General features: G+C 63.4%; 16 protein-coding genes. 7 read left to right on the forward strand and 9 right to left on the reverse strand.

All coding sequences use genetic code 11. The features are described 5' to 3' along the window. Nucleotides 1-244: 244 nt before the first annotated feature. Nucleotides 245-655 (forward strand): VanZ family protein, encoded by a 411-nt coding sequence (locus AC5RU7_RS04390; protein WP_494051221.1) that lies wholly within the window; start codon nucleotides 245-247, stop codon nucleotides 653-655. 9 nt (nucleotides 656-664) lie between these two features. On the opposite strand, the gene galU is transcribed toward AC5RU7_RS04390, so the two are convergent. The 7 genes from galU to AC5RU7_RS04425 form a co-directional block, all read right to left on the reverse strand. After that, entirely contained in the window at nucleotides 665-1,555 is an 891-nt protein-coding gene (gene galU / locus AC5RU7_RS04395) for a UTP--glucose-1-phosphate uridylyltransferase GalU (RefSeq protein WP_494051222.1), read from the reverse strand. 61 nt (nucleotides 1,556-1,616) lie between these two features. Further along, complete coding sequence (locus tag AC5RU7_RS04400; protein WP_494051223.1) at nucleotides 1,617-2,513, reverse strand: nucleotidyltransferase family protein; 897 nt, start codon at nucleotides 2,511-2,513, stop codon at nucleotides 1,617-1,619. Nucleotides 2,514-2,522: 9 nt separating this feature from the next. Then, nucleotides 2,523-4,100 carry a tyrosine-protein kinase domain-containing protein gene (locus AC5RU7_RS04405; protein ID WP_494051224.1) on the reverse strand — a complete coding sequence of 526 codons (1,578 nt, stop codon included), beginning with the start codon at nucleotides 4,098-4,100 and terminating at the stop codon, nucleotides 2,523-2,525. Nucleotides 4,101-4,110: 10 nt separating this feature from the next. Beyond that, on the reverse strand, nucleotides 4,111-5,334 hold the full coding sequence (locus AC5RU7_RS04410; RefSeq protein WP_494051225.1) for a hypothetical protein: 1,224 nt from the start codon (nucleotides 5,332-5,334) through the stop codon (nucleotides 4,111-4,113). Between the two features lie 85 nt (nucleotides 5,335-5,419). Next, nucleotides 5,420-5,605 (reverse strand): PqqD family peptide modification chaperone, encoded by a 186-nt coding sequence (locus tag AC5RU7_RS04415; RefSeq protein ID WP_494051226.1) that lies wholly within the window; start codon nucleotides 5,603-5,605, stop codon nucleotides 5,420-5,422. 2 nt (nucleotides 5,606-5,607) lie between these two features. After that, nucleotides 5,608-6,135 (reverse strand): hypothetical protein, encoded by a 528-nt coding sequence (locus tag AC5RU7_RS04420; RefSeq protein WP_494051227.1) that lies wholly within the window; start codon nucleotides 6,133-6,135, stop codon nucleotides 5,608-5,610. Nucleotides 6,136-6,326: 191 nt separating this feature from the next. After that, complete coding sequence (locus tag AC5RU7_RS04425) at nucleotides 6,327-6,482, reverse strand: hypothetical protein (protein WP_494010166.1); 156 nt, start codon at nucleotides 6,480-6,482, stop codon at nucleotides 6,327-6,329. A 379-nt stretch (nucleotides 6,483-6,861) separates the two neighbouring features. Between AC5RU7_RS04425 and AC5RU7_RS04430 the strand changes: the two genes are divergently transcribed. The 4 genes from AC5RU7_RS04430 (at nucleotide 6,862) to AC5RU7_RS04445 (ending at nucleotide 11,032) form a co-directional block, all read left to right on the forward strand. Further along, complete coding sequence (locus tag AC5RU7_RS04430; RefSeq protein ID WP_494051228.1) at nucleotides 6,862-7,653, forward strand: GAF domain-containing protein; 792 nt, start codon at nucleotides 6,862-6,864, stop codon at nucleotides 7,651-7,653. Between the two features lie 771 nt (nucleotides 7,654-8,424). Further along, a complete protein-coding gene (locus AC5RU7_RS04435) occupies nucleotides 8,425-8,856 on the forward strand; it encodes a hypothetical protein (RefSeq protein WP_494051229.1) in 432 nt (143 codons plus the stop codon). Further along, nucleotides 8,843-9,256 (forward strand): PadR family transcriptional regulator, encoded by a 414-nt coding sequence (locus AC5RU7_RS04440; RefSeq protein WP_494051230.1) that lies wholly within the window; start codon nucleotides 8,843-8,845, stop codon nucleotides 9,254-9,256. The genes AC5RU7_RS04435 and AC5RU7_RS04440 overlap by 14 nt, the downstream gene beginning before the upstream one ends. 615 nt (nucleotides 9,257-9,871) lie before the next feature. Then, entirely contained in the window at nucleotides 9,872-11,032 is a 1,161-nt protein-coding gene (locus AC5RU7_RS04445; RefSeq protein ID WP_494051231.1) for a serine hydrolase domain-containing protein, read from the forward strand. 240 nt (nucleotides 11,033-11,272) lie between these two features. On the opposite strand, the gene ykgO is transcribed toward AC5RU7_RS04445, so the two are convergent. Together ykgO and AC5RU7_RS04455 are read right to left on the reverse strand one after the other, a co-directional pair. Further along, nucleotides 11,273-11,395 carry a type B 50S ribosomal protein L36 gene (gene ykgO, locus AC5RU7_RS04450; RefSeq protein WP_011693081.1) on the reverse strand — a complete coding sequence of 41 codons (123 nt, stop codon included), beginning with the start codon at nucleotides 11,393-11,395 and terminating at the stop codon, nucleotides 11,273-11,275. A gap of 29 nt (nucleotides 11,396-11,424) precedes the next feature. Continuing rightward, nucleotides 11,425-12,522 carry a GTP-binding protein gene (locus tag AC5RU7_RS04455; protein ID WP_494051232.1) on the reverse strand — a complete coding sequence of 366 codons (1,098 nt, stop codon included), beginning with the start codon at nucleotides 12,520-12,522 and terminating at the stop codon, nucleotides 11,425-11,427. 151 nt (nucleotides 12,523-12,673) lie between these two features. Between AC5RU7_RS04455 and AC5RU7_RS04460 the strand changes: the two genes are divergently transcribed. Together AC5RU7_RS04460 and AC5RU7_RS04465 are read left to right on the forward strand one after the other, a co-directional pair. Continuing rightward, complete coding sequence (locus AC5RU7_RS04460; protein ID WP_494051233.1) at nucleotides 12,674-12,994, forward strand: hypothetical protein; 321 nt, start codon at nucleotides 12,674-12,676, stop codon at nucleotides 12,992-12,994. Nucleotides 12,995-13,075: 81 nt separating this feature from the next. After that, nucleotides 13,076-14,113 carry a metal ABC transporter substrate-binding protein gene (locus AC5RU7_RS04465; protein ID WP_494010145.1) on the forward strand — a complete coding sequence of 346 codons (1,038 nt, stop codon included), beginning with the start codon at nucleotides 13,076-13,078 and terminating at the stop codon, nucleotides 14,111-14,113. The last annotated feature ends 2 nt before the right edge of the window (nucleotides 14,114-14,115 follow it).

A 14,115-nucleotide genomic window follows, 5' to 3' on the forward strand; every position in this document is an offset into this window, starting at 1 on the left:
TTTCGACAGGCACAACTGCCACGCTGTGGTATTTATTAGGGCATGGGGAGACATTGGCGCAGAACACCTTGGGAGTTCGACTTCTCCATCCCGCTCCCCCGCCCGCAGGTGCTCCCCTACCTGCTTCTAGGGCTGCTGGCCGCCACTGCCCTCGCGTTAGCAGCAATAGCCCTGCTTCAGACCTCCTGAGGGCGAATTGAAGTACTTCCATAGGGAGCGAATCTGGCGGTGGATCCTTGGACTGATGCTGGTGCAGCTGGCCTTCATCGCTTTTTGGCCAAGCCCCGTGGACCACTCCGTATCGGGGCAGCTCGTCGATATCCTGAACTTCCTACATCGCCACGGGTATCCCCGCTGGTTCAATTACAAATTCGTCGAAGCTTCGGCCAACGTTGTGCTTTTCATCCCGCTGGGATTTGTCAGCACCCTTGCATTTCCTGAAAAGCGCCTATGGCAGGTTGGAGCATTTGGATTGTTCATCTCCGGCTGCATGGAGCTTGGCCAGCTCCTGTTTCTTCACAACCGCTTTGCGAGCCCGCTCGATCTCGTGACAAACACGTCAGGAGCTGTCATGGGCGCTCTGCTGGCCACTGTGGTGATTAAACGATTGGAGGCCCGCCACCTCGCGGCAGCGGACCTCCAATGGGTTCCGTGAGGCTGAGGGCTAGTTCACGAAGCCCTTCATCCAGGTCTTCAAGTCCTCACCGAACTCCACACGCTCGGAGGCCAGGGTGATGACGGCCTTCAGGTAGCTCAGCTTGTCACCCGTATCGAAACGGCGGCCCTTGAAGACCACGCCGTACACGCCGGAGCCTTCGCCCTCGGTGGCAGCCAGGGTCTGCAGCGCGTCGGTCAGCTGGATCTCGTTGCCGCGTCCCGGCGCGGTGTTCTCCAGGACCCCGAATACGGACGGGTGCAGCACGTACCGGCCGATCACGGCCAGGTTGGACGGCGCCTCCCCCACCGCCGGCTTCTCCACCAGGCTGTTCACGCGGACGTAGTCCTCGCCCTCGATGGCGGTGATGTCTGCGCAGCCGTAGGCGCTGATCTGCGACGGATCAACCTCGATCAGGGCAATCACCGAACCGCCGGTCTTCTGCTGCACCTCCATCATGGTGCTCAGCAGGGTCTCTGCCTCGTCAATGAGGTCATCGCCCAGCAGGACGGCGAAGGGTTCGTTGCCCACGTGCTGCTTGGCGCACAGGACGGCGTGGCCCAGGCCCTTGGCCTCCCCCTGGCGGACGTAGTGGATGGGGCCGAGTTCCGAAGCGTACTGGATGGACTCCAGCCGCTCCTTGTCGCCCTTTTCCTCCAGTACACGCTCCAGGCCCGGCTCCCGGTCAAAGTGGTCCTCGAGGGAGCGCTTGTTGCGCCCCGTGATCATCAGAAGGTCCGTGAGGCCCGAGTTGACGGCTTCCTCAACGACGTACTGGATGGCTGGCCGGTCAACAACCGGCAGCATTTCCTTCGGCATTGCCTTGGTGGCGGGCAGGAAGCGAGTCCCCAATCCGGCAGCAGGAATGACGGCTTTGGTGATAGCTTTCCCCGTAGTCATAGGTGAACCTTACAAATCAGCGGTGGACAATGGCAATTTTGTGGCAGGCCGACGAGGCCTGTCAGCCCCTGAAATCCCGAGCGATATGGGGAATAGCACGCAGGAACCGAGCCCATCTCGCCCGATGCTGCATGACCTGCCCCCGCCACGACATGTCCGCATAGATGTTTCGGCTTAAGAGGCTCTGCTGCTGCGGGAAGACGGCCCGGCACAGCAGCCTCGGCTTGTCCCGCCAGGGGGCCTGGACGATGGCGATCAGCCGGGCACTGCCAGGTTCCCTGGCCATCAGGCGGTTGCGCCATTCCGTCGACGGCTCCGGCCACACCACCCCACAGGAATCCCCAAGAAGGCACTCCAGGAAAGGGCGTATCGCCCCTAGGGATCCTGTGGCTACGGCGATCTCCAGGATGCCGGGCGCTTGGGCTTGGCGCTTGACCAGTTGTGCCAGGTACGCGAGTTCCTGCCAGCAGGCAGTCAGGTGTGGTGACCGGAGCGCGTGCAGTGCCAAGAGCAGGATTGCCAAGGCGGGCGTGGGAACCCGCACGGGTTGCCCGGCCAGGTCGAACTCCTTTGCATGGGCCCACATCGCCTCGAAACAATCAGCGGGGTCAGCCTCCATCCCGGGAAACCGGAAGTGGACATCGATGCAGCACGGCCACTCCGGGTGATGAAGGGTAACAGCGTGTTTGGGAAAGGTGGTTGTGTCCGGATCCACAGGACGCTGGAGCCAGCCCCGCTCCCGCAAGCCCTGAAGCACGACCTCGAGACCATCAGGCTCCACGAAGACATCCACATCGGCTGATGTTTTAGGCTGGCGCAACCCTTGCATCACACTGGCCGGTCCCTTGATGAAGAACGCCCGGACCCCCAAACTGTCCGCCACGCGCGCAACCAGGGCATGAGCTAGCAACACACCCTCCGAGATGCTGAGCTGGGCCTTATAGGTTCTGTCTGCCACGGCCAACGCTCAACCCTTGGCCCGGCGCCCGCTCAGGACAGCTTCCACGGCGCTTTCCTCTGGCGAATCCAACACGGGGCGCGCGGCCTGGGGAGCAGCTGCAGGCACTGTGGCAGGAGTGGAGGTGTACGTGCCGTAGTAGGAGTAGGCGTCCGTCCCGCGGGTCGGCACGTAGTTCAGGACCGCACCCAGCACGCGGCCCCTGACCTTGTCCAAGTTCCCCAGGGACTGGGCAAGCTGCTCCTGCGTGGTCCTGCCGGTCCGGATCACCACGATGGCACCGTCTGCCACGCGTGAGAGAACGGCAGCGTCCGTCACCGGAAGGAGCGGAGGGGCGTCGATCAGGACCACGGCGCTTTCGGCCAGGGTAGTGAGCATGGTCTTCATGGCCCGGGATCCGAGCAGCTCGCTGGGATTCGGGGGTATGCGGCCCGAGCCAAGGACTGACAGGTTGGGAAGGGCACCCCAGGGCTGCAGGACATCGTCAAGCTCGGCGGTGCCGGTGAGGACATCGGTGACCCCTGCGCCCGGAACCAGGTTGAAAACGTCCACCAGCGTGGGCCGGCGGAGGTCGCCGTCGACCACCACCACGTTTTCGCCGGCCGCCGCCATGGTGACGGCGAGATTGGCGGTCACCGTGGACTTGCCTTCGGCCTGGACGGAGCTGGTCACCACGATGATCCGCGGCGGCTGGTCCACATCCAGGAAGCTGAGGTTGGTGCGCAGCTCGCGCAGGGCCTCGGCCATCGCTCCCCCGGCGTCGTGGATCTGCTCGGCGGTGCCCGTGTCCAGGACACTGCTCCTGCCGTCGAGACGGCGGTCCGCAGGAAGGGTGCCGATCGCGGGGACCCCGAACAGCCGCTCGATCTCGGAAGCATGGCGGATGCGGCGGTCGAGGTGCCGGCGGACCACCGCATAGGCCATGCCGAGCGCCAGGCCGGCGAGTGCGCCCAACGCCAGATTCAGTCTGGTGTTGGGGGACGAGGGGCTGGTGGGTAGGACGGCTTTGCCCAGCGGAAGCACCCGGACAGCCGTAGCCGTGGCACCCGCCGGCGTCCCGGCGTCGGGCGTTGCCGCGGCCCCTGACTCCACAGCCGCTTGGGCCGCCGGCACTGTCTCTATCGCTTCCACCTGGGCGGCGAGGCCGTTGACCCACGCATCGGCGACGCGCTGTGCCGTAGCCGGATCAGTGGACTGGGCTGTCACCCGGATCTCCGCCGTGTCCAGCGGGACCTTCACCGTGACGCTGCCAAGGAGGGCGTCAGCCGTGGTGTCCAGCCCCAGCGCGGCGATGACGCGGTCCGCCACGAGCCGCGACTTCGCCACGGACTCATAGTTCTTGACCTTGGCCTTGGCCAGGCTGTCGCCGGCGAGCGAGAGGCTGACGTTGTCAGAGCCGGGCGTCACCACAATGCCGCTGGAGTCCGACGAGTAGATCTTGGGCTGCAGCACCGTCCAGCCAAGCGCCGAGAGCGTGGCCAACAGAGTGAGGGCGACAATCCCCTTCCAGTACGCCCGGACCACGCGGAGGTAGTCCGTCAGATCCAGGCCAGGAGGTGCTTCCGCAGCGGCGGCTGGTGTGGTCATGGTGGTTTCCTTACTTTTCCAAAACTGATTGCGCGGTGAGCTGCTTTACGGCTCGTACGACGGCGGCCCGGTAGCCTTCCGGCGCTCTGTGCACCCTGGCAACGGCCTCCACCAGGTGGTCCAGCGGGACCGGGCTGGCGCCCGCTTCCCAAATGGCCGGGCCAATCCCGCTGAGCCGGACAACCTGGTTCTCCAGCATCACCAGGAGGTCACCGCCGATGGCCACGGCATCCCTGGCTGCTGCACGTCGGAAACAGCCCTCCGGAATGGCTCCGGGCCGGGCGATCTCGGCGACCCTGGCTTCCCACTCCGGCTCCGATCGTGGCTGTTGGCGGAACAACGGTTCCAGGGCCGCCGGCAGGTCTTCAGCTTCCGCGTAGGTCACCTGCCACACTCCCCCGACGTCGTCGATCAGGTGGCAGAGCGACTGCAGCGGTGCGCCAATCTCGGCCTGCGAGGAGGTCTCCGGAAGCAGGGCGAGCACGGCGTCGGCCAGCGGGACCTTCTTCAGCACCGGGGCCATGGTTGGGCCGCCTTGGACACGGTCAAGCAGCACGACGGACTGGATGAAGGGCATGGCGGTGACCGGCAGGAGCCCCAGTTCGTCCGGCCCCACCTGCCGCTTGTACGGGCTGTGGCCGTCCTTCACGGACAGCGGCTTGGGGTACGGCACCACGGAGCCGTCATGGGCGATGGCCGCGGTCTCGTCCGTGACGTACCCGTAGCTCCGGGCCAGCACGGAAGCCGCGGTGGTCTTGCCGGTGCCGGACTTGGCCACCAGCGCCACCACAGCGCCCGTCAGGGGGTCCGCGACGCCGCAGGCGTGCAGCATGGTCAGCTCACCGGCGTTCGCCAGGATCGCGGCCAGCGTGAGCCTGGTGGTGAGGGTCTCGGCCAGCTCCTCAAAGGAGGCGGCCTGCAGGAGGAACGTGCCGCCGTCGTGCGTCACGGACCGGTGGGCAACTGACGCCGTGAACGGCAGGTCAGCCGTGGGCTCCTCCGGCAGCGGCGGCAACATGAGCTGGCGAACGCTGGCACAACGTGCCCACGCCGCGCTCATGGCCTCCCGCTGCTGCCGGGTGACGGCACCGCCCCACCGCACACCGAACTGCACTCCCAGGACGTCCACGCAGAGCAGGTCGCTGCCTTTGGCCAGTTCCTCGAACAGCCGCTTCTCCCAGGACACCAGCGCGTTCCGCACTGTGCTCCCGGGGATGCAGCTGCTAGTGGACACTGCCGGGCGCAGCCTCGATCAGGCGCTGTGCCTCCAGGCCCGCCAGGAAGCCTTCCACCTGGGAATGCATCTGTCCTGTCCGGTCCTAGAAGGTGGCCTCAAGTTCCGCGAGGATGGACTGTTCTGTGCGCTGGCCGTCGATCAGGTCCCAGATGACCGCGGCCGGGCCCTCCAGGACCACGGGCTGGGTTGCGTCCACATGGAGCAGGGCAACCCGGCTCCGGCGTTCGCTGCATACTTCGGCCACCAGGCCGCCACGTTTCCAGACCATCGCTAGTAGGTGACCGTCACGGTGCCGGTAACAATCCGGCTCGTGTTGTCGGGAAGGCGCAGGGTTATCGTCAGGGTGTAAGCGAGAGTGCCGGAGGGTGCCGGGTTGACACGCTGGTATTGGAAGAAGATGGGGACAGTTACTGTCTGGCCGGCCGGGACCTCTTGGGCGAGGGTGAACGTGGCGTTGTACTCATGGGCACTCGTGTACGCCGAGGATGTCAGTGTGGCGGACGTGATGGAGTGGACGCCGACACCCGCGCTTGCGATCCCGATCGGCTTGATGTTGACCGTTCCGGTGATTGCGCCAGTGAATGCACTGCCGCTGTTGATGATCTGGAAATTCGCCGGGCCCGTGCCCGGGCGGCTGGTACCTTGACCGGTGGCTGAACTGGCGAGGCTGATAGTGGAAGCAGCACTTAGGCGTGTGATCGCCGAAATTCCCGACGCTGCAGCTGCCGGCGCGGCAATGGCTGTAGCAATGACCGGCAGCGACCAGGCAACGCCTGCGACTACCCTGCGGCGGCTCACACCGCTTTCGTTGCCAACTTCTTCCTGCAAAATCTCAGACAAATAAGCCCCCGGAGTAGTTTTTGAGCGTGGTCAGCCGCTTATGGCCGACGCTGTGCTTTTGGGCCGGCGAACTCCGGCCTCTTCTACTCTTTCCAACGGGGATAAAGATCCCTGCAAGTGGGACTCAAGCTTCAGTCAAGATTGGGTTCTCACTCGGCGGAGAACGTTGTTCCGCCTTCATCCGTCACCATCTGGCCGGATTCCTCCAGGCCTGCCGCCGCGGAACAGTCATCGCACCGGCCAACAAATTGGTGGGGGCAGGCCGCGAGGTTGGTGCCGTCCTCTGTGGACAATCGGACTCGCATGATTCCGCCGTTCCTGAGCCGGTCCGGGCCCCCCGGGGACTCATTGTTTCAGCCGCCGCAATGGTGGTGCCGGCGACGTTGCGGAGCGGGAGCCGTAGTGGCAAGCTCCCATTCCTCGCCGGCACTTCCAGTGAACTACCAGCGGAGGTGGGAATCACGAGTAGGCAATACCCGTTCCAGCAGGCCTCCCGTACCTACCTAAAAGCAAGGCGGCAGACCTACCCTCACTGCGGATGGGCCACTGATTGACAGAGTGCAGCCCGTGGCCAGCGGAAGTGAGTTTCTAGACCCACGACTAGCCCGAGCGGCAAAGTAGTAAGTAGCCTTATTAACATTGATTTTCGGATAAGTGAGACGAGACCTTGTTGGAGGTGGATTCATGGATGAGGAACTGCAGCGCCGGCTTGAGCTCGCCGCCACGCTCGGTATAGATCCCCGAAAACTCCTGCCCGCTACTTCCGGTCATTCCCGCTGGTCGAAGTTCGAGGTAGACACCTACATCCAGGGCGCCCACACCCGGTCCAAAGCTGAACACGACCCTGGTGGCAGGAACGGTTACCGTCTCGCGGCGGGACCACATCCCAGCCACGCACACCACATACAGCTCGGACGGCCCGAGCCGTACCCAGCCAACAAGAAGAGGATCCTGGAGCATGGGCTCTCGTCGCTTGGAGCCGCGGGCAGGTTCCTTCTTACGCCCGAACAAGCCGAGACGGAACGCCTGAAATCACTGCACAGAACAGGCCTGTTAGATACGGGTCCGGAGGAAGCTTTCGACCGGATCGTCGCTGCCACCAGAAAGTTCTTTAAAGTCGGGGCCGCTTCTTTGTCGCTTATAGGCGCAGACACCCAGTACCTCAAGTCTGTCATCGGACCCCTCCGTGAGGAGACTCCCAGGCAAGTCGCGCTCTGCGCGGCCACCGTGGAACACAACTCAATGCTCATCATCAACGACACGCTCACCAGTGAGCGCTTCTCTTCCAACCCGCTCGTTACCGGCGAGCCCCATATCCGCTTCTACGCCGGCTATCCATTGCATGGGCCGCGCGGCTGGAACATCGGCACCCTGTGCATCATCGACCAACAACCCCGGAGCTTTCCGCCATCTGAACAGCAAGTACTTCGGATACTCGCCGCAATCGTCCAAAACCTCGTGGATGCAAGGAACTAGCTGCGGGTTGCACAGCCAGAAACTCTGAATAAGGTTCCTAACGATAGACAGGGTGGGAGGCAAAGGCAACGACAACATCGGCGGAGCCGCACTCTGGGAACCACCACTGACCACAGCTCCGGTATGGTTTTGTCGATTGAGGCTGGCGCTCCTGGTTCGTGGACTCGTTCGCCCTACGTCGGCGCAGACGACGTGGCCGTCAGGCAATCCCGCGGCTGCGAATAGAAGTCCACATCCGACCTCTACTCGAAATCCGCTGTTAGGGCCCGAGAAAGTCTTCGGCCGGGACGCCGACTACACCTGGTGCCGCGGCGTGGGGTACTCAATGCCGCCCGCCTCTTCTCCCCCTGAGCAGCGAGCTCAAGAATCTCTGGCCCGCTATGAGCAACAGAGCCCCGAGGTACATACGAGGCGGCAGGTCGAAAACTAATTGGCCGCTCAGGCAGCGGCAAAATTGGCCCGCTTCTTCCGCTCCCCTGGCTGCGCTCAAAAGCGCATTCAAAAACGGTCGTTTTCGACCGCTCCTACTCGGCCTCCAGATAGCACTCTCGCGGCGGGATGGTCAGGGAGATCCGAGAGAAGTCTTAGAGGCTTTGCCTAAAGACATAGTTACGAGAATCGCCACCAGGCGGAGATTCACGCACTAGGTAACGAGCATCCCTCAGCAAGCAAGCGTTCGGCATGCGGGACAAGCAGGTCGGGGGCCCCCATTCTCGCTGGACTGAGGTAATAACCAAAGGTACTATGCCTATAGTCTACTAAGGAGCTTAGTTGAAAACCCGACCTGACGGCATCATCCCGATCACGAATCAAGCACTCGCCCGCTACACGGGAGCCCTGGTAATGGGGGTTCTGATTGTCCAAGGATTTACAGCCTTCATTGCGGACGGACAGATCACAGCCGGCACCATGCTGCTGCTGGCCGCAGTGGCGCTCTATATGGTGGTGTTCGCAATGAGGAATGCGACCGCGTTGCGCCAACGCGCGTACGCATCGTACTTCGCCCACGCTGTCGCTTTCCTGATCATCAACGGCAGTTTCTGGGTACACGCGTGGATCCTGATGCTTAGCGGACGCGCTGAGGTGCTGCAGCAGGGGTGGTCCGGTCCACTGTTGTCGATGAGTGTACTGTGGGGGGCTGGGCTTCTGGTGCATACGATCGGCGCCATGCTCAGCAGAGGTTATGAGCATGTCGAGGTCTGAACCGGCAGCAGACGAACTGTCCGACTATGAGCGCAAAGTCCTCGCCGCCTGGACCGATACTCACAAAAAGAGCACCCTGATGCTCTTCATCTTGCTAGCCCTATCTGAAGAACCGCGGTGGTCCGGACAAATCCGGAGCTTCATCATCGACCTTAGCGAGGGCCACCTGGCGGTGGACGAGCAGAGCATGCACCGGGCCCTACGGCGAGTGGAAGGCCTAAACCTCATCACCCATAGCCAGGAATCTGTCGTGGGCACCGGCGCCAAGCGCAAAATCTACGAGCTCACCGCCTCGGGCGAGCGGGTTTTGGCGAGCTACCTCCAAGGGCCGATGGCGTACGTGAACACCGAACTCTTCCGAGATTCAACCGCTGCCGCCCGACGCGCCCAACCACGCTAACGCACCATTGCCAATCACAACGATGAGCGTGGTTCGCCATCAGATCCTCCTGCATTTTCCGAGCGAAGTGGGCTGGACCCGGAGTCTATAGACGAGGCAGACCCACGGTCAGCAGTAGTTGTTACCCGTCTTCCGGTCCGGGCCTACCTGCTTCCGTGGGTTGCGCCAGTGTCTCTGTCGTCAAAAGGGGTGCGAGCCTATACTCGTGGTACCGGAAATCACTGCATTGCAGCGACGGGTCGTTGGAAAGGTCGCGGTCAGCCGTGGTCGGTAACCCATTCAGGAACAGCCACCGTTCCCACAAAAATGAGGCTAAAGAGGGCCCTCAGCGGACATCCTGGTTGAAGCGCGAGGACGCCGCCATCGCCGGCGGCCACAGCAGCCTCTTTTTCCTGGCGCACGATACTCCGCCACCTCCGTCGGCCACCTGCATTCAGGGTCACGACGTTTTGCCAGGGGAAAACACCTGCAGCCACGGTCACCCAGTCGGTTGACCGTGCCGGGCGATGGCCGCTTAGCCTTCTAATTCCAGACCGGAAGGCTGTGCTGCGTCCTGCGGCCGCCCTTTCAGCTCTTTTGCCATCGACATCTGGCGGCGTCATGAAAACATCCCGAGTGCCCCTTCTCAGCGCGTTGGCTGCGATGGCGCTGGCCCTGGGCGCGTGTACTTATTCAGAGCCGGCTCCCGCCCCCGTTTCCCTTGGCAGCGCGCCGCCTCCCGCCAAGTCAATCGATAACACCATGCGCGCTTTTGTTGACCAGGGCTCCGTTGCTGTGGTGGCGGAAGTCAGGTGGCCGGAAGGTACCTGGTCCCGGGCCTACGGCGTCCGCAACCTGGAGTCAAGGGAGGCGGCGACGCCCGAGGACCAGGTGTTCGTCGCCAGTATCACCAAGTCCATGACCGCCGTCTCGGTCATGAAGCTGGTGGAGGAGGGCCTGATCGGTCTGGACGATCCTGTGAACGGCATCCTGGACAGTTTCACCCCCGCACTCAAGCCGCCCGGACCTATCACCGTCCGGCAACTCCTGGGACACACATCCGGCATGCACTCCTTCCAAGAGGTCACCGAGAAAACCGCCGACGACGTCCCACGGGTCGTCACGGAAGACATCAGTACCCAACGGGCCTTGGAACTGACAGCCCAACTGCCATGGGACGCCCGGGACGTGGGCTCCTTCCGCTATTCCGATTCCAACTACATGGCGCTCGGCCAGCTCGTGGAGAAACTCCGGGGGCAGCCGTTTACCGAGGTGCTGCGGGCGGACGTCATTGATCCGCTCAAACTGGAGAGCACGTCCCTTGATCCGGCCACAGCCGCCAACCCCTCCGTCATACGGGGCTACATCACATACGACGGGGAACGCCTCGATATCACCGAAGCCCCGGGCATTCTGGGGTCACCTGCCTTCGGAGCGCTTTCCACCATGTCCGATATCAACGACTTCTATGCAGCCCTGTTCCGTGGAGACCTGCTGTCCACGGCTTCACTGCAGGAAATGATGAAGACGGAGGCCATCCCCCTGTTTGGCCTCGGACTGCGTAAGTGGAACCAGGACTGCGATGACAACCACCGGTTCGGCGGTTTGGGCGGGTTCTGGACCTACCGCACCGCCTCGGTTGCCAGCACCGACGGACGGTACCAAGCCAGCATGACCCTGATCCCGCCCCCGATGCCCACACCCCTTGAGGATCCGGAGACGGATGACAAGCTCAATCTGTGGGATGACCAAATGGTCTCCGCCCTCCAAGAGACCTTGGACCGGCTCTGCCCGTAGGCACGCCGACTGTGCCTGGCTTTAGCTTTTGGAGCCTTGGCGACCGGGAGGCGGGCAGCAGCTGGTTGCGCAGCCCGTAGGCTCCGTTTGTTTACTCTGCCGTTCCAGCGTCAGCTTCTGCTGCACCTTTTTCCGTATTCTGCTTTTGGGCATGACGTGTTCCGTATCGGGTCTGGCCGTTGTTGTGTTGATGTCCGTCCGGAGGCGCCCGGAGGAAGAAGAGCCTTTCGGGGCCTGGATTCAGCCTTGGCGCGCCTTCATGCGCGGGTTCTTCTTATTGATGACGAAAGTGCGGCCGCGGCGGCGGACAATCTGTGCACCGGGGATTTTCTTCAGTGCCCGCAGGGAGTTTCTTACCTTCATGTTGTGCTCCTCAGTGATGTTGCTGTTGGTTAGTTCAGTCCGAAAGGATCAGGGAAAGAGGTGGTGCCGGACGCCATTTCCGCTTCCGTCAGTTCGCATGCCTTCAGCAGTGCGCGGATTTCGGCGGCGTCCAGTGCATCGCCGGTGACGGCCAGGACGGTTCCCCGGTCGCCGAATTCGGGATGCCATTCCAGTCCGGCGCCGTAGGGTTCCGCAGCCGGCACACCGGGCAGGGAAGGCCGTCCGGCCTGCCACAGGCCCGTGTTTTCCAGCCAGACACGTGGCCCAATGCCCTGGATGGAGATCCGGCAGGCCGGCGCTGACGCTACCCAGATCCGTCCGCGCAACCAGCAGCATCCCTGGGCGAGCGCTGCCAGGGCATGCCGGAAACGTTCCGGGTGCAGGGGACGCTCAACCTTCTGCACCACCGTGGTGAAAGGCGCAGAGGAGGCAATGGGGACACGGACCGAGCCTGGCACTGTCCGGGCTGCAGCGTCCGCAAGATTATGCCTCCCCAGCCGGATGTCCCCGCTGCTTTCGGTGACGGCGGCGTGCGGCGCCAGCTCTTTGATGAGCTGGACACCCCGGGCACGTGCCTGTGCATCCACCGGCACCAGGGCCGGATCGGCCAGCACCACCGAGTCGTTGAACAGCAGCTCCCCCATCAGGAACTCCCCCGGGGTCCGGTCATCCTCCGGGACGGGAGTAAACCCGGACTCGAACAGCGTGTGATGGTCCCAGATCTGGTCTTCCACTGCGTCAGGGGCACAGGCCAGCACCACCGAATCAACCACCAGGGAGTTCCCAAGACCCTTGCGGAGGGCCTGCACCGCGGTCTGTGAAGCCACAGCCGGAGGCAAACCCAGAATGATGCGCAGGCCAGCCCTCACCAACCGGGCCACGGCTGGCACCACGTCCAACCGCACGGTGCAGCTCAGGCAGCCATGCTCCAGCGTAGATTCCTCCCGCTCGATGCATCGGCCGTCCTGGTAGACCCGGCGGGCCACCACGCCGTCCTCCAACAGGTCATGAAGGATGACAAGGGCGCCGGGCGATCCGGCCGCCAGCGCGGCGCACGCCTGTTGGCGGCTAAGGATGTCAAGGGAGCTCACAACAGTCACAGGCATGACCCAGATGCTACATGAGAAAGATTCTCATTATCAATTGACGTGCTGAAGCATCCCCTGTCCCTCGAAAGCCCATAAGCGTATATTTGGCCCACGTCATCCGTGACACCATCCCCCGCAGCGGGGAACCGCACCGCAACAGCCACAATGAATGACTGGCATTGAAGGAGCCATCATGACCGAGGAAGTCAAAGCAGAACACACCCTCAGCGAGCACACGCACGGAGAAAGCGACTGCACCCATGCAACCGTCCAGCACGGGGACCACGTGGACTACCTGCACGACGGCCACCGCCACGCCGCCCACGAGGACCACTACGACGAACACGACGATCCGGCCGAACATACGGCCAGCGAGCACCGGCACGGAGGTGACTGCCAGCATGAAACGGTGCCCCACGGCGACCACGTGGACTACCTCCACGACGGCCACCGCCATGCCGAACACGGGGACCACTACGACGAGCACTGACCACCGGACGGGGCGCCAGGACGGGACCGCACCTATCGGCGTCAATTGACACTGATTCTCATTTACATGAGAATCGGTGACATGAAACCCCGTACCCGGCTTGTTCTCGCCATGCCCCTTTTGTCCGCCCTGTCACTGACGGCCTGCGCCTCTGGCTCCGGGGAGGCTTCCCCCTCGGGCACGTCCGGCGCAGGCGCTGCGCCCTTGAAGGTCATGGCGTCCTTCTACCCGCTGCAGTACGTGGTGGAGCAGGTGGGAGGAGACAAGGTGGAGGTTGAATCACTTACCCCTCCGGGGACCGAGCCCCACGACCTCGAGCTCTCCCCGGCAGCCGTGGCTTCCCTGGAAAACGCCGGCGCCGTGGTGTACCTTTCCGGCTTCCAGCCCGCCGTCGATGAAGCCATCAAGCAGGCGTCCCCCGCCCGCGCCCTGGACGTCTCGGAAGAAGCAACCCTCCCCGCCGGGCACTCGGAACATGACCACGGCACGGAAACCCAGACCGAAGCCGCGGCGGAACACGGGCACGCGGAGGAAACGGAAGCCGGCCACTCCGAGGAAGCCCACTCAGAAGAAGGCCACACGGAGGAAGGCCACTCCGATGAAGGCCAGGACCTGCACTTCTGGCTCGACCCCGAACGCCTCGCCCACACGGCCCACGCCGTAGCGGAGGAACTGGCCGACGCCGACCCGGCCAACGCCGCCGCGTATGAGGCCAACGCCGAAGCCCTGTCCGGGAAACTGACGAAACTGGATGAGGACTTCAGCCAGGGCCTGAAGACCTGCAAGACGCGCACCATCGTCGTCTCCCACGAGGCCTACGGCTACCTCGCGGACAAGTATGACCTGAACCAGGCCGGCATTTCGGGCCTGGCACCGGATACGGAACCGTCACCGGCGCGGCTGGCCGAAATCGGCCAGGTGGTCAAGGATGAAGGGGTGAGCACCATCTTCACCGAGACCCTGGTCAACCCCAAGGTCGCTGAAACACTCGCCGCCGACCTAAACGTCAAAACCGCGGTCCTGGACCCGCTCGAAGGGCTGACAGACAACAGCTCCGACTACGAAAAGGTGATGCGCAGCAACCTCGAAGCCCTGCGCACCGCCCTGGACTGCGCCTAGGC

Source organism: Arthrobacter sp. K410C (assembly GCF_059090105.1).

Bases quoted from the DNA above. Each gene is read 5' to 3' on its own strand.
- AC5RU7_RS04390 (WP_494051221.1), top strand. From the start codon at position 245: ATGCTGGTGCAGCTGGCCTTCATCGCTTTTTGGCCAAGCCCCGTGGAC.
- galU (WP_494051222.1), bottom strand. From the start codon at position 1,555: ATGACTACGGGGAAAGCTATCACCAAAGCCGTCATTCCTGCTGCCGGA.
- AC5RU7_RS04405 (WP_494051224.1), bottom strand. From the start codon at position 4,100: ATGACCACACCAGCCGCCGCTGCGGAAGCACCTCCTGGCCTGGATCTG.
- AC5RU7_RS04415 (WP_494051226.1), bottom strand. From the start codon at position 5,605: ATGGTCTGGAAACGTGGCGGCCTGGTGGCCGAAGTATGCAGCGAACGC.
- AC5RU7_RS04425 (WP_494010166.1), bottom strand. From the start codon at position 6,482: ATGCGAGTCCGATTGTCCACAGAGGACGGCACCAACCTCGCGGCCTGC.
- AC5RU7_RS04430 (WP_494051228.1), top strand. From the start codon at position 6,862: ATGGATGAGGAACTGCAGCGCCGGCTTGAGCTCGCCGCCACGCTCGGT.
- AC5RU7_RS04440 (WP_494051230.1), top strand. From the start codon at position 8,843: ATGTCGAGGTCTGAACCGGCAGCAGACGAACTGTCCGACTATGAGCGC.
- ykgO (WP_011693081.1), bottom strand. From the start codon at position 11,395: ATGAAGGTAAGAAACTCCCTGCGGGCACTGAAGAAAATCCCCGGTGCA.
- AC5RU7_RS04455 (WP_494051232.1), bottom strand. From the start codon at position 12,522: ATGCCTGTGACTGTTGTGAGCTCCCTTGACATCCTTAGCCGCCAACAG.
- AC5RU7_RS04460 (WP_494051233.1), top strand. From the start codon at position 12,674: ATGACTGGCATTGAAGGAGCCATCATGACCGAGGAAGTCAAAGCAGAA.
- AC5RU7_RS04465 (WP_494010145.1), top strand. From the start codon at position 13,076: ATGAAACCCCGTACCCGGCTTGTTCTCGCCATGCCCCTTTTGTCCGCC.